This window comes from Vibrio sp. 10N.261.55.A7, assembly GCF_002877365.1.
GTDB lineage: Bacteria > Pseudomonadota > Gammaproteobacteria > Enterobacterales > Vibrionaceae > Vibrio.
The window spans coordinates 69,633-84,066 of the sequence record NZ_MCWZ01000317.1 but is presented as its reverse complement, the minus strand read 5'-3'; the positions used below and the strand labels follow the sequence as shown (position 1 = coordinate 84,066).

Sequence of the window (14,434 nt, the reverse complement as noted above, 5' to 3'; positions counted from 1 at the left end):
CTCTATCACCTCTTAACTGGCCAATATCACCATTAAATACATTACCTTTAGCGTTAAGTAGAGTGTCTCCATTCCAAATGGCCTCTGCATGATGCTCAGTTAGAAATACCTTAACTGTATCTGGCCATTGTTTTCGAATGGATACCTGGGAAACCCAAGGGATTGACTGAACCGTTTCTTGCAACGACTCAATATCCTGAGACATGAATGTCCCAATATGATCAAGCTTTGCAAATGACTGCTGGACATCCCGAGTTGTCACATACTCCATATCACCTTGCAACACTATTTTAGAAAGGGGCAACCTTTGATCATCCCACATCCATGATAATGTTGAATAAAGCAATGTACTAATAAACGCAATGACCAACAATAGAAAGAGACTGCCAGTCGCATGCCTTTGAACTGCAGGCGAGCGCCTAATTCGACGACTTTCATCTAGAGTACTTTTAATCAAAGTATGTCGTCCTTAGCTTGACTAGCAAACAATCCCTATTTTATACAGTGCGTGTTCCAATCTCTTTGATAAAGCTCAGCTATGCAATTAATAACACTCAAGGTAAAGCACTTACTTTAACCTTGAGATTATACTGAGCTAACCAAAAGTATCAAATACAGAATTTGATATTTAAGAGCAGGATATAAGTTAATCTGCTTATTGCCTGACTAATTGTCGTATATTACAGACAATCACTGCATGTTATTAATATTTAACTCGAGAGCAGCAAGCTGTTTTGCTACTTTGCCAACATCCCCTGCTCCTTGAGTTAATACTAAGTCACCATCTTGTAAAACATTTGCTAAAACAGAAGGTAACGCTTCAATATCCGCGACAAAAATAGGATCGATTTTGCCTCGGCTACGAATCGTACGACATAATGATCGACCGTCGGCACCAGGAATAGCCTGTTCTCCAGCGGAATACACATCCAACATCAACAAAACATCCACTTGATCCAGTACATTTGCAAAGTCATCGTACAAATCTCGAGTTCGTGAATAACGATGCGGTTGGAATACCATAACCAAGCGTTTATCTTCCCAACCGCTTCTAGCCGCTTGAATGGTTACATCGACTTCTGTTGGGTGATGACCATAGTCATCAACTAGCATCGCTTTACCTCTGCCGGTTTCAAATTCACCAAGATGCTCAAAGCGTCGACCCGTGCCTTCAGTTCCAACCATTGCTGAGAGAATCGCTTCGTCACTGATGTCATCTTCCGTCGCAACGGCAATCGCTGCTGACGCGTTTAGTGCATTGTGACGTCCAGGTATGTTAAGCGTGATATCAAGGTTTGCCTTGTCTTTTCTAACAACCGTAAATTTCCCTTGCTGTCCTTCTTGATGGTAATTCTCTAGTCGCACATCTGCATCCTCAGAGAAACCATAGGTGATGACCTGTCGACTGATACGAGGAATCAGTTCTCTCACCACAGGATCATCGATACAGACAATAGCTTGACCATAGAAAGGTAAGTTATGTAAGAAATCAATAAACGTCTGTTTAAGCACCTCAAAATCGCCACCATAGGTATCCATATGATCCGCTTCAATATTCGTTACTATACTGACCATAGGTTGCAAATGTAAGAATGACGCATCACTTTCATCTGCCTCCGCAATTAAAATGCGACTAGATCCTAAACGAGCATTAGTACCAACACTTTTGACTAAACCACCATTAACAAAAGTCGGATCAAGCCCAGCTTCTGAGTAAATCTGCGTAACTAACGCCGTAGTCGTGGTTTTACCATGAGTACCTGCAACTGCGATACCGTGTCTAAAACGCATCAATTCAGCCAGCATTTCAGCACGACGAACAATCGGAATTCTTGATTGACGCGCGGCAACAATTTCAGGGTTTTCTTCATTGATAGCAGTCGACACCACGACCACACTTGCCTGTTGAACATTGCTTTCTTGATGACCGATATACACAGTTGCGCCCTTTGAAGACAGGCGGTCGGTCACTGGGTTTTGTGCTAAATCAGAACCTGTTATCTGGTAGCCTTCGTTAAGTAGCACCTCAGCGATCCCGCTCATACCAGCGCCGCCTATTCCAATAAAGTGAATACACTTTACACGGCGCATTTCAGGAACCATGGCTCTAATTTGGGCTAGGTCTTGTGTGTGTTTAATCGTCATAAATTTTTCTCGTAATTTACACTGGGCAACAGTCTTAAGGTTTGACTACTTACTTATCGCAACAATAGCATTTGCCACTGTTTCATCAGCATGAAGCTTCGCGGAAGCTCTAGCGTTAGAGGCCATATCCAAAAGTTGCTCTCTATCCAATTCTTTTATCATATCAACCAGTTTTTCGACACTAAGCTCTGGTTGTTCAATCATTTTTGCAGCGCCACACTCCACCAAATGATCGGCATTCAGCGCTTGCTGTCTATCTTTATGCATAAATGGAATAAAGATAGCCCCAACACCCGCAGCAGACAGTTCCGATACGGTTAATGCTCCGGAACGGCAAACAACAAGGTCCGCCCATTGGTAGGCCTCTGAAACATCATCAATAAATTCAATCGCTTCAAATTGGCTTACGTTATTTTTTTGATACAAGCTTTCTACTTCTAATTGATTGTTTCGGCCCGCTTGGTGTCGTATTTCAAACTGATCACCTAGGCTTGCCATTACAGGTGGAAGGGTATGGTTGAGTATTCTTGCCCCTTGGCTTCCACCCATGACCAATATACGAATAGGCCCTGAACGGCCAGTTAGACGCTGGATAGGCTCGTCAATAGAGACAACATCTTCTCTGACAGGATTGCCTACGACTTCGGCATCAGAAAAAGCCCCTGGAAACGCTTGAAAGACTTTTTTCGCTAATTTAGATAGCCATTTATTCGTCAAGCCAGCAACCGCGTTTTGTTCATGAAGAATAACAGGGATACCGCTTAACCAAGCAGCCACGCCACCAGGGCCACTGACATAACCTCCCATCCCCAACACTGCGTCGGGCTTCCATGCGTTTATATAGCGTTTTGCCTGTAAAATAGCCCCGATAATTTGAAAAGGAGCCTGTATCAAGCCCAAAATACGTTGGCCTCGAATACCTTTTACTTTAATAAAATCAATCTCAATACCATGCTTAGGAACAAGATCAGCCTCCATACGATCGGCTGTGCCTAACCAACGGATCTCCCAACCTTGAGTCTGCAATTTTTTTGCTACGGCTAAGCCTGGAAAAACATGTCCTCCAGTACCACCAGCCATCACTAATAAGCGTTTATTCTTTTTCATTTCTATCTTTTTCTATTTGAAATGTCGGCTTGGAATTCATCCGGCATTCGTGATCTATTCTAAGCAAAATGGACACCGCTACAGTCATGATGATTAAACTCGACCCGCCATAACTTATCAGCGGCAGCGTTAATCCTTTCGTTGGAACAATACCAGCGGCTGCACCAACATTAACCAATGTTTGAAAAGCAAACCAAATCCCTATTCCAAATGCCAGGTACCCACCAAACAACTCTTTATTATCGAATGCTTTTTTGCCGATAAACAATGCCTTGAGTACTAGGCTAAATATCAATACTAAAACCAAGACCACACCTATAAAACCAAGCTCTTCCGCCAAAACGGCAAACACAAAATCGGTGTGTGCTTCGGGCAGATATTCTAATTTCTGAATTGAATTACCCAACCCTTGCCCAAACCATTCGCCGCGTCCAAATGCCATGAGAGACTGAGTGAGTTGGTAACCACTTCCAAAAGGGTCTTCCCAAGGGTCTAAAAATGACGTCACACGCCTCATTCGATATGGCTCTGCAACAATCAAGGCAATCACAGCCATGATGCCTGCCACCATCAAAGCAATAAACTGAGTCAACTTAGCACCGGCTATAAACAACATACCGAACAGCGTGACTAGCATAACAATAACTGTACCCAAGTCGGGCTGGCCTAACAGTAAAATAGCGAAAGCACCGAATACCATAATGGGCTTCATAAAACCGCCAAAAAAGGTCTCTCTGACTTCCGCTTGTTTGCGCACTAAATACCCAGCCATGAAGATAAATAGAGACAATTTGGCAACTTCAGCAGGTTGAAGGTTAAAAAGCCCAAGCGGTATCCAACGTGAAGCGCCATTAACCGACTTACCAACTAAAAGAACCACAATCAGCAAAAAGAAAGAGATTCCGAGTAAAACGGAACTGTATTGAAACCATTTTTTAAGAGGGACTTGCAATACCACCGCAGAAGTAGCAAGCGCTAACAACAAAAAAATGCCATGGCGAAACATGAAATGAAATGGCTGGTCAGTAAGTCGAGAACTGATAGGAAATGAAGCGGATGTCACCATAACAAGGCCAGTCAACATTAGACCAAGGGAGATCCACACTAACTGTCTATCAAACATGGGCTCGGACACTGGATGAGCAAACCAATCTCGCACACTTGAAAAAACACTTCGTACTTGCATAGTTTCCCTTTATTCCCTTAAACCAAGCGAGTTCGAAAAATTAAGCCTCAACACTTAGGCATACTCTTTTGCCAATTGGGTGAACGCATCGCCTCGAGCCATAAAATTTTGAAACTGATCAAAGCTAGCACAAGCCGGAGATAGCATCACCATATCACCCGGCTTTAACTCTGGTGCGATTTCAACAACGATATCATTCATCGTATCAAATGACTTTGCTGATGGGTGCAACGACAAAAATTCATCTGCGTCTGCGCCATAACAGCACAGCTTGAGATCCAACGGCTCTAAAACGTCTTGAAGTTCAGAAAAGTCGGCCCCTTTTCCATCACCACCTACCAATAAATACAAGGTGCCTTTGCAATCTAGGCCAGATAGCGCAGCAACAGTACTGGCAACATTCGTCGCTTTAGAGTCATTCACCCACTTTATGCCACCTTTATCTGCAACCAGTTGGCAACGATGAGTCAAACCGCTGTAAGCTTTTAATGCCGACAACCCCTTAGTAATATCGACGTTAGCTTGAGTCAGTAAAGCCAGCACAACCAACACGTTCGCAACATTGTGGCGCCCCACAAGCGTCAATTCATCTGTCGCTAATACAGGACTGCCGTAGGACATTAAATGCTCTTTACCTAAGTGCATCCCTAAACCAAAGTCACTATCACTGCTCAAACTGAATGTGATCAGAGATTTACTGGTTTCATCAGGGTAAGTGAGCGTTTCTTGCTGATTTACGATACAGGCCGATGCATGATCAAAGATCCTTAGCTTAGCCGCACGATAATCATCCATGCCTTCATAGCGATCCATGTGATCTTCTGACAGGTTCAAAAAGGCTGCTGCGGCTAACTGTAAACTTGATGTCGTTTCTAATTGGAAGCTAGATAGCTCAAGAATGTAAAGATCAGCGTCTTCTCGGAGTAAATCAAGCGCAGGCACACCAATATTCCCACCTACACCAACGTTGAATCCAGCCGCTTTAGCAACCACACCAGTGAGGTCTGTCACGGTACTTTTTCCGTTAGATCCTGTAATAGCAATCACTGGCTTATCTACTTGCCATGCAAACAATTCAATATCACCAACAATCTGAATGCCCGCTTTTTTCGCCAGTTGAAGCTCTGGTGTCGCCAAGGCAATCCCTGGATTTACAACAATGAGATCAGCTTCTAACAACCAATGACTATTCCAACTGCCTTTATGCAGTGAAATAGAATTCGGTAACTTATCCGCGCCAGGAGGGACAACGCGAGTATCAATCACCTTAATGGCTAAAGGTTTCGACATTTTCAGCAGGTGATTAACCACAGAGAGCCCGGTAATACCGAGCCCTACAACGACGACGTTTTCAATTTTATCCCACGGATTCATTGGTTATCCATAATATTCGATGCAAACAAGATTGGGCTATCGTACCTTCAGTGTCGCTAAGCCAACGAGAACCAATACGATCGAAATAATCCAAAAACGGACGATGACGCGAGGTTCTGGCCAACCTTTCAGCTCATAGTGATGGTGAATCGGCGCCATACGGAAGATTCTTTGCCCACGTAGCTTGTAAGAACCGACTTGAAGAATCACTGATAAGGTTTCTATAACAAAAACACCGCCCATGATGACCAATACAAATTCTTGTCGAACAAGTACAGCTATTGTGCCTAGTGCTCCACCTAATGCCAGTGAGCCAACATCGCCCATAAAGACTTGAGCTGGGTAAGTATTAAACCACAAGAAACCGAGGCCCGCGCCAACAATGGCGGTACAAACGATGACGAGTTCAGACGCCAAAGGAATATGAGGAATGTGCAAATAATTCGCAAAATTCACATTACCTGTTGCCCACGCGATGGCGGCAAAACCCGCCGCTACAAGAACGGTCGGCATGATGGCTAAGCCGTCTAGGCCATCGGTCAAGTTAACGGCGTTACTCGTACCGACAATCACGAAGTAAGTTAAGATAATGTAGAACAAACCGAGCTGAGGCATGACATCTTTAAAGAATGGTACGACAAGCTGCGTTGCAGCAGTGTCTTTACCATGCCAGTACAATGCAAACGCAACCACAAGGGCAATAGCCGACTGCCAGAAGTACTTCCAACGAGCAATCAAGCCGTCTGTATTCTTTCGAACAACTTTACGGTAATCATCGACAAAACCGACAGCGCCATAACCACCTAACACACCAATAACAGCCCACACATATGGGTTGGAAAGATCAGCCCATAACAGAACGGTCACGATTATCGACGCAAGAATCATGACGCCGCCCATGGTTGGCGTACCGCGCTTGCTGAAGTGAGACTCAGGTCCATCGTTACGAACAACCTGCCCAATTTGCAACATTTGTAGTCGCTTAATGAGCCTTGGCCCCATCCACAATGAAATGCCTAAAGCAGTCAAAATACTGACTATCGCTCGAAACGACAAATACTCAAATAAGCGAAAAAAAGACACATATGGCTGAAAAATTTCTGCAAGCCAAATAATCATGAATGGTTCTCCTTTAAAGCAACAACAATTTTGCTCATCCCTGCGCTATTTGCTCCTTTGACCAATAGCGTGTGATGGTTATTATTCTGCTGTTCTAATTGTTGCTTAATATATGCGTTCATACGCTCATGTGTTTCAAAATGATGACCATGACAAAGCTCACTGATAACTTTGGCATCCTCACCATATGTTAAAACGTGTTCGAAATTAAATCGGGCAGCATATTCACCGACTTGGCGATGAAGTGCAAGGCTTTCAGGCCCTAACTCTGCCATATTTCCTAAAATCAACCACCGCTGATCTTGAAAGCTTGATAATAAATCAACAGCAGCAATCATTGCAGGCACACTCGCATTGTAGCTATCGTCGATCAAACGAAGGGTGGTAGTCAGCTCAATAGCTTCAACTCTGCCTTTCACCTTATTAAGATGAATAAGTCCGAATTTAATATCTTCTAGGCTTACGCCCATTTTCGTCGCGATGGCGGCCGCAGCCAAAGCATTAGAAATATTGTGGCGTCCAATGATGCCTAACTCTACTGTTATACTGCCTTGTGGCGTTTGCATCAAAAATTGAGCGGCACCTGATTCGTTAATTGAGATGTCTGAAGCGAAAAAGTCTGCATTCTCTTTGTTTTCTGAAAAGGTCAGTACGTCTTTATCAGAAAGCACCTCATCCCAATAGTGGCCACCATGGCTATCAAGGTTAAGGATCGCGACACCATTCTCGGGTAAACCCCAGTAAATCTCGCCTTTGGCTACTTTGACACCGTCAATTGAACCAAATCCTTCCAAATGCGCTGCGGCAACATTATTCACTAACGCAATATCAGGGTTCACTAACGCAGTAGTGTAAGCAATTTCACCAACGTGATTGGCGCCAAGTTCTATCACTGCAAAATCATCGCTAGGCTGAGATCGAAGTAGTGTTAACGGCGCGCCAATATCATTGTTGAAGTTACCTGCAGTAAACAGAACCTGGCCTTGCCTCGACAATATACTCGCCAGCATTTCTTTCACGGTTGTTTTTCCACAGCTACCCGTAATTGCTACCGTGGGTGTACCGCATTGCTGATGCACCCAAGCACCCAATTGCCCTAACGCCTGCTTAGTATCTGATACGATTAACTGCGGTACATTCACATCACATGGGCGATCAACTAATAGAGCAACCGCACCATTTTCAACGGCCTGCAATACAAAATCATGCGCATCAAAGCGCTCGCCGATCAGAGCAATGAATAACGTATCAACATCGATAGTTCGCGTATCGGTTGATACGTTAGAAATTGAAATATCGTTTCCAACTAACTCAGCATCCAATACCTTAGCCAATTGAAATAAAGAAACAGAGATCATATTTTGATTCCCAATAATGTCTGTGCTGACTCTCTATCAGAATAATAGACCGTTTCCTTTGCCATCACTTGATAGTCCTCATGCCCCTTCCCTGCCAATAAAATAATATCTTCAGCAGCCGCTTGAGACAAAGCGTAGCAAAGAGCTTGGTAACGATTGTGTTCTACGTGTGCTTTTTCAGCAAAATCTAGCCCAGCTAGCATGTCATCAACGATCAGAGTTGGTGACTCACTACGCGGGTTATCATCGGTGAGAATAATTTTATCTGCATGAGTTTCGGCAATTTTCGCCATCATTGGGCGTTTGCCAACATCTCTATCACCACCGCAACCAAAAATTGCCCAGAGCTTTCCTGAACAGTGAACTTTCAGCGCTTGAAGCGCTTTTTCCAAAGCATCCGGTGTATGAGCATAATCAACCACAACCTTAGCTCGGTTGTCCGACTTGAATAGCTCCATTCGCCCCAGTACTGGTGTAATATTTTTTGCCGTCTCTAGTAGTGATTGCTTGTCAAAGCCTAGGCTTAACAAGGTAGTCAGCGCTAGTAACAAATTACAGGCGTTAAACTCACCAATGAGAGGGGCAGTGAAAGTGCCATCGCCGTAAAGCCCTGAAAAAGAGAGCGTAATACCCGACTCACTATAGTCCACCGACGTTGCGTAGACGCTGTTTTTGCTTTTTTCACAAGTCTTCAGAGAAACACCAATCGCCTCTGGTAGGTCATCACACCACGTCGCCCCGACTGGATCATCCATATTAATGACCGCAGAGTTACATTGATGCTCTGTAAACAGTGACTTCTTCGCCTCGCCGTACTCTTCCATTGTGCCGTGGTAATCAAGGTGGTCACGGCTTAGGTTAGTGAATACGCCAACAGAAAATGGCAATGCTTTTACTCTTCCTTGCACTAAGCCATGGGATGATATTTCCAAGGCCGCAAAATCGGCACCTTCAACAGAGAGTCGATTGAGCGTTTGCTGAATTTCTAACGCACTCCCTGTCGTATTGAGCGCTGGTTGTAGATTGTCGAGGAAGCCATTTCCCGTCGTGCCCATCACTGCTGCAGATTGGTTTAGCAACCCAATCCATTGAGCGATTAATTGAGTAATCGTAGTTTTACCATTGGTTCCCGTTACGCCAATAATGGTATGTGGCTTGTTCGGATAATAACGACCCGCTAGAGCCGATAGATAATTATCGAGTTCTTTTACATAAACGATTGGCACAGTCTGCGAGTGTTCAATAGAGCCATGCGGATGGTGTGAGCACGCTTGCGCAATAATCGAAGATGCCCCTTTTTCAATCGCTGACTCAATGTATTTACGTCCATCAACGAGTTGGCCTTTGACCGCAACAAACGTATCAGCATTGGATATCTTACGACTGTCGAGTTCTAAATGAGTGACAGCCAAGTTACTGACATTTGAATCGGATAAACTCACCCAAGGATCTAGTAACTGACCAAGTGTAATGTTTGAACTCATGCTACTCATCTCTTATTTAATCACTGTAAGTTGGTTTTCATCAGGCGCAACATTCAATATCTGCAATGCCCCTTTCATTATTTCAGAGAAAACAGGGCCTGCGACCGAACCGCCATAATAGTTGTCACCTTGCGGTTCATTGACAACGACAACAAGTGCCAATCTAGGGTTGCTTGCAGGGGCAACTCCTGCGGTATAAGCAAAATATTCATCCCCATACCCACCAGCAACGGCCTTACGAGATGTCCCTGTTTTTGCCGCTATTCTGTAACCTGGGACTGCCGCTCGGGTTGCGGTACCACCAGGTTGTGTCACCGTTTCCAGCATTTCGAGTACAAGCTGAGCATTATCACGGTCAATCACTTGTCGAGAAAGATCCTGATCATTATTGGCAATAATATGAATGGGTTGATATTCCCCGTAATTACCTAGCGTCGCATAGGCATGAGCAAGCTGTAATGGGGTAATCGTCAAGCCGTAACCGAAAGATAGAGTCGCTATTTCATGCTTTGACCAACGCCGTCTATTAGGGAAAATCCCTGAGGTTTCCCCGACTAAATTCAAGCCAGATGTCTCACCAAAACCTACTGAACTGTACATGCCAAGAAGTGCTTCTAAAGGCATGTCTAAAGCGAGCGTCGCGACGCCAATATTACTCGACTTTTGCAATATGGTGGTCAAGTCAGCTTTACCCACTTTGGATGTATCAACGACTCGGCTTCCACCAATGCGCATGACGCCATTGCCCGTATCAATCACGGTTTCGGGAGTGGCTGTGCCTTCTTCTAGAGCGGCTAAAACAACGAATGGTTTCACCGTTGACCCTGGCTCAAACGCATCAGTAATCACACGATTTCGCATTTTAAAAGACTGGAGGTCGGAACGGTTATTCGGATTGTAAGAAGGAGCATTCACCATAGATAGCACTGCGCCGCTTTTTACATCCAATAAAATCGCAGAGCCGGATGTCGCTCTTGTGTCCGCCACCGCCTGTTTAATGGCTCTAAACGAAATTGCTTGTAAACGCTGATCTATCGTCAACTCGAGCGGTTTGCCTTCCTCGTGTTCTTCCAACGATATATTTTCAACGACACGTCCATATCGATCTTTACGGATGATTCGCTTGCCCGCTTCTCCCGTCAACCACTTATCATAGCTGCGTTCTACACCCTCAAGGCCATGACCATCAATCCCTGTCACGCCAACTAAGTGAGCGCTGACTTCGCCAGCAGGATAATAACGTCTAGATTCTGACTTCAACCCAATGCCAGTAAGCTTTAACTCACGGATGTAATTTGCCATCGCCGGATTCACCTGCCTTTGCAGATAGATAAATCGGCGTTTCTCATTATTTCTGATTTTTTCAATCAGCTCCTGCTTGTCTAGCCCTAGTACGTTCGCTAGTGCATGCCATCGCTCTATATCTTCAAGCCCATTTTTCTTGAAAATAGCAACGGGATCAGCCCATACAGCCTCAACAGGCACACTGACTGCAAGCGGTTCGCTATTTCGGTCAGAAATTATTCCGCGAGCAGAATGAATGGTTTTGGCTCTTACCGTTCGCAAGTCGCCTTGACGTATTAGATTGTCAGGTTCGATGATTTGGATGTAGCCAATGCGGACAACCAAAACTGAAAAGCAGGCAAATACGCAGAAAATCAGTAGATAAAAGCGCCAACGGATCAACATTGGCGCATCAGTCTCTAGCTTATTTTTTTTAGCTTTAGGCTCAACGGAACGTTTTGTTTTTTTCATTGCAGATTGATGATCACTTCTTTGTCTGCGTCAGGGCGACGCATCTCAAGCTCTTGTTTTGCCATAGCCTGTACTCGGCTATGTTCAGCAAGTGCCGTCTCTTCCAAAATGAGATTTCGCCATTCATTGGCAAGCTGATCTCGATTCAGCAACATGGTGTTCTTTTCGTAAATCGCCTCTCTTGAGTGGTGTGTCGTAAATACCACTCCCATCGCACTCGCAAAAATTAACATCAACATAAGCAGCGGTAACCGACCTACTGTAAAAAGGTCAGTTACGATAATCTTAGCCAAATTCGATGTACGTTCACTCATGCAATCTATAGCTTCTCTGCGATTCGTAAAACAGAGCTACGAGAACGCGGGTTTTGTTCAACTTCATCTTGAGTCGGTTTGTTGGCTTTACCAACCGGTTTTAAATCGGCCGATCCAAGTGCACTGATCTGAGCTTCAGTCAACGGTATTCCATGAGGTACTTGAGGTCCTTTACTTTCTTTACGAATAAAACGTTTCACCATACGATCTTCTAAAGAGTGAAAACTAATAACAGACAGTCGCCCTTGAGGCGCGAGAATACTCGCTGCGCCTTTTAGCGCTGTATCAATCTCTTCGAGTTCACTATTGATGTAAATTCTGAACGCTTGGAAAGCTCGCGTCGCTGGGTGTTTCTTCTCTTTAAAACTTTTAGGAGCCGCTTCTGAGATTAATTTTGCCAGCTGGCTTGTGCGTGTCAGTGGCTCTTTCTCTTCATCATCTCGATGAGCCACAATCGCTTTCGCAATCCGGCGCGCGTGCTTGTCTTCACCAAACTCGCGAATCACCCAAGTAATATCGTCTAAATCCGCACCCAATATCCATTCTGAAACAGAGATACCGGAGGTTGGATCCATACGCATATCAAGCGGGCCATCTTTCATAAAGCTAAAGCCACGTTCAGCATCATCCAGTTGAGGTGAAGAAACGCCGAGATCTAATAAAACCCCATCCACCTTTCCAACCAAATCGTACCTTTCCGCATACTCAGCCATACCCGAGAATGGGCCATGAATGATAGTAAAGCGGGGGTCATCAATTTTCTGAGCTTCTGCGATCGCTTGAGGATCTCTATCAATACTAAACAAACGACCATTTTCACCCAACTTTGATAAAATAGTTCGACTATGACCACCACGACCAAATGTACCATCGATATAAATGCCATCTGGCTTAATTGCCAGGCCATCAATCGATTCGTGGAGTAAAACAGAAATATGTTGGAATGATTCAGTCATGTTGGTCTCATCAAGCTCGGGCTGAAGGCGATTAACATTAAAAAACAGATACACATCAGTGTACTGATTTCATGAGCTATCGCTACTGTTTGCGCGCTACATCACGTGATATTGCGCTAAGTTTAGTGTTAACAGGATAATTTTCGTCAATATAAAGCAAAAAACCCATCATAACTCTACGTTATGATGGGCTTCGAATTGGTGGAGTTGACACATACGCCGGGTTCTGTCTCCGCTTTCGCGGCGGTAACCATTCGTCTAGGCCTGCAATCGCTCACAGGCTCAAGCAATCTACCCGCCCCCATACGCGAGCAGCGCAATGTGAGGGCCTATTTGATCTTGCTCCGGGTGGAGTTTACCTTGCTACGCACTGTTGCCAGACGCACGGTGCGCTCTTACCGCACCCTTTCACCCTTACCTGTGCTCTTTCCGAAGAAATAGAGCCATCGGCGGTTTTCTCTCTGCTGCACTTGTCGTGAGCTCACGCTCCCCAGGCGTTACCTGGCACCCTGCTCTATGGAGCCCGGACGTTCCTCCCCTCCATCAGTCTCCCGAAGGACATCAATGAAGCAGCGATTACCCAGTCAACTCCGAGGCGGATTGTATAGATAAGCGATAAGCGTGTCTAGAAAGAAGTACCTATTCGCCCTATTTGGAGAAAAGATCGCCAACAAGCTTAGTCAACTGGCGAATAAATAGGCATTTCTCATCTAACCGAGGTGTTCTAACCCCCACTTATAGAGTGCATTCTTTTTCAAGTTATAGATTTCAGCCGTCATAGCGGCCGCCTTTTTAAGTGGTAATTCTTTTGTCAAAATCGTCAGCGTTCGGGTCACTTCATCAGCAAAACTATCGTCTGCTACTTCACGAAAACCATGTATAAGAAGCACCATTTCACCACGACGCTGGTTTTCGTCGCCACTCACCCACTCAATCAGTTCACCAAGTGGCAGTTTTTTGATCGTCTCAAAGGTTTTGGTGATTTCACGAGCAAGCACAACTTCTCTGTGAGGCCCCAAAATGTCAAGCATATCGGCTAATGAATCTAAAATTCGATGCGGTGATTCGTAAAAGATACAAGTGCGTTCAGCTTTTGCGATCTCCAAGAACTTGTCTTTTCGACCTTTGCTTTTAGGCGGCAGAAAACCTTCAAAACTAAAGCGATCCGATGGGAGACCTGAAGCACTTAAAGCCGTGATCACAGCACATGCACCAGGAAGAGGAACAACTCTAACACCTGCTTGACGACATTTATTGACTAAGTGGTATCCTGGGTCACTAATTAAGGGCGTACCAGCATCGGATACCAATGCAATAGACTGTCCATCACATAATCTATCCACTAAGACTTGTGCTTTTTGCTGTTCGTTGTGATCATGCAAAGGGAAAGTTTTGGTTTTAATGTTGAAATGAGCAAGCAAACGACCAGTATGGCGAGTATCCTCAGCGGCAATCACATCAACCGTTGATAAAACATCGATGGCGCGCTGGGTTATATCGCCCAAATTGCCAATTGGTGTCGGAACAATGTAGAGAGTTGGGATCTCTGCTGGCAATGTTTTGTTATCTGTCATTTGTTTACCATCACTTCAACGATTAATATAGAGATAATTTACACTTACAAGTATAAGAATGC

The 14,434-nt window shown here is 44.6% G+C and carries 12 protein-coding genes and 1 other RNA gene; all 13 read right to left on the bottom strand.

Annotation, left to right across the window (positions count from 1 at the left end):
- Positions 1–457 (bottom strand): FtsQ-type POTRA domain-containing protein (locus BCU12_RS19910; protein ID WP_133153900.1); only part of this gene is annotated, 457 nt, incomplete at its 3' end.
- A gap of 233 nt (positions 458–690) precedes the next feature.
- On the bottom strand, positions 691–2,145 hold the full coding sequence (gene murC, locus BCU12_RS19905; RefSeq protein ID WP_102405991.1) for a UDP-N-acetylmuramate--L-alanine ligase: 1,455 nt from the start codon (positions 2,143–2,145) through the stop codon (positions 691–693).
- A gap of 45 nt (positions 2,146–2,190) precedes the next feature.
- Complete coding sequence (gene murG / locus BCU12_RS19900; protein ID WP_102405990.1) at positions 2,191–3,252, bottom strand: undecaprenyldiphospho-muramoylpentapeptide beta-N-acetylglucosaminyltransferase; 1,062 nt, start codon at positions 3,250–3,252, stop codon at positions 2,191–2,193.
- On the bottom strand, positions 3,239–4,375 hold the full coding sequence (gene ftsW / locus BCU12_RS19895; protein ID WP_241909881.1) for a cell division protein FtsW: 1,137 nt from the start codon (positions 4,373–4,375) through the stop codon (positions 3,239–3,241). Before ftsW ends, murG begins: the two co-directional genes overlap by 14 nt.
- 117 nt (positions 4,376–4,492) lie before the next feature.
- The gene (murD, locus tag BCU12_RS19890; protein WP_102405988.1) at positions 4,493–5,812 is read right to left on the bottom strand and encodes a UDP-N-acetylmuramoyl-L-alanine--D-glutamate ligase; all 1,320 of its coding nucleotides are present in this window, start codon (positions 5,810–5,812) and stop codon (positions 4,493–4,495) included.
- A gap of 36 nt (positions 5,813–5,848) precedes the next feature.
- Positions 5,849–6,931, bottom strand: a complete 1,083-nt coding sequence (gene mraY, locus BCU12_RS19885) for a phospho-N-acetylmuramoyl-pentapeptide-transferase (protein WP_102405987.1) — start codon at positions 6,929–6,931, stop codon at positions 5,849–5,851.
- Positions 6,928–8,289, bottom strand: coding sequence for a UDP-N-acetylmuramoyl-tripeptide--D-alanyl-D-alanine ligase (gene murF / locus BCU12_RS19880; RefSeq protein ID WP_102405986.1), 1,362 nt, complete (start codon positions 8,287–8,289; stop codon positions 6,928–6,930). The genes mraY and murF overlap by 4 nt, the downstream gene beginning before the upstream one ends.
- Entirely contained in the window at positions 8,286–9,773 is a 1,488-nt protein-coding gene (gene murE, locus BCU12_RS19875; RefSeq protein ID WP_102405985.1) for a UDP-N-acetylmuramoyl-L-alanyl-D-glutamate--2,6-diaminopimelate ligase, read from the bottom strand. Before murE ends, murF begins: the two co-directional genes overlap by 4 nt.
- A 12-nt stretch (positions 9,774–9,785) precedes the next feature.
- Positions 9,786–11,462 (bottom strand): penicillin-binding transpeptidase domain-containing protein, encoded by a 1,677-nt coding sequence (locus BCU12_RS19870; RefSeq protein ID WP_198599395.1) that lies wholly within the window; start codon positions 11,460–11,462, stop codon positions 9,786–9,788.
- A gap of 62 nt (positions 11,463–11,524) precedes the next feature.
- Positions 11,525–11,842, bottom strand: coding sequence for a cell division protein FtsL (ftsL, locus tag BCU12_RS19865; protein ID WP_102405983.1), 318 nt, complete (start codon positions 11,840–11,842; stop codon positions 11,525–11,527).
- Between the two features lie 5 nt (positions 11,843–11,847).
- On the bottom strand, positions 11,848–12,798 hold the full coding sequence (gene rsmH / locus BCU12_RS19860) for a 16S rRNA (cytosine(1402)-N(4))-methyltransferase RsmH (protein ID WP_102405982.1): 951 nt from the start codon (positions 12,796–12,798) through the stop codon (positions 11,848–11,850).
- 199 nt (positions 12,799–12,997) lie between these two features.
- Positions 12,998–13,390, bottom strand: an RNA gene (rnpB, locus tag BCU12_RS19855) — RNase P RNA component class A.
- 118 nt (positions 13,391–13,508) lie between these two features.
- Positions 13,509–14,372, bottom strand: coding sequence for a 16S rRNA (cytidine(1402)-2'-O)-methyltransferase (gene rsmI / locus BCU12_RS19850; RefSeq protein ID WP_102405981.1), 864 nt, complete (start codon positions 14,370–14,372; stop codon positions 13,509–13,511).
- Between the last annotated feature and the right edge of the window lie 62 nt (positions 14,373–14,434).

Excerpts from the sequence above, each read along its gene's own strand:
- murC (WP_102405991.1), bottom strand. The coding sequence starts at position 2,145 with ATGACGATTAAACACACACAAGACCTAGCCCAAATTAGAGCCATGGTT.
- ftsL (WP_102405983.1), bottom strand. The coding sequence starts at position 11,842 with ATGAGTGAACGTACATCGAATTTGGCTAAGATTATCGTAACTGACCTT.
- mraY (WP_102405987.1), bottom strand. The coding sequence starts at position 6,931 with ATGATTATTTGGCTTGCAGAAATTTTTCAGCCATATGTGTCTTTTTTT.
- BCU12_RS19870 (WP_198599395.1), bottom strand. The coding sequence starts at position 11,462 with ATGTTGATCCGTTGGCGCTTTTATCTACTGATTTTCTGCGTATTTGCC.
- murF (WP_102405986.1), bottom strand. The coding sequence starts at position 8,289 with ATGATCTCTGTTTCTTTATTTCAATTGGCTAAGGTATTGGATGCTGAG.
- murD (WP_102405988.1), bottom strand. The coding sequence starts at position 5,812 with ATGAATCCGTGGGATAAAATTGAAAACGTCGTCGTTGTAGGGCTCGGT.
- rsmH (WP_102405982.1), bottom strand. The coding sequence starts at position 12,798 with ATGACTGAATCATTCCAACATATTTCTGTTTTACTCCACGAATCGATT.
- murE (WP_102405985.1), bottom strand. The coding sequence starts at position 9,773 with ATGAGTTCAAACATTACACTTGGTCAGTTACTAGATCCTTGGGTGAGT.
- murG (WP_102405990.1), bottom strand. The coding sequence starts at position 3,252 with ATGAAAAAGAATAAACGCTTATTAGTGATGGCTGGTGGTACTGGAGGA.
- ftsW (WP_241909881.1), bottom strand. The coding sequence starts at position 4,375 with ATGTTTGATAGACAGTTAGTGTGGATCTCCCTTGGTCTAATGTTGACT.
- rsmI (WP_102405981.1), bottom strand. The coding sequence starts at position 14,372 with ATGACAGATAACAAAACATTGCCAGCAGAGATCCCAACTCTCTACATT.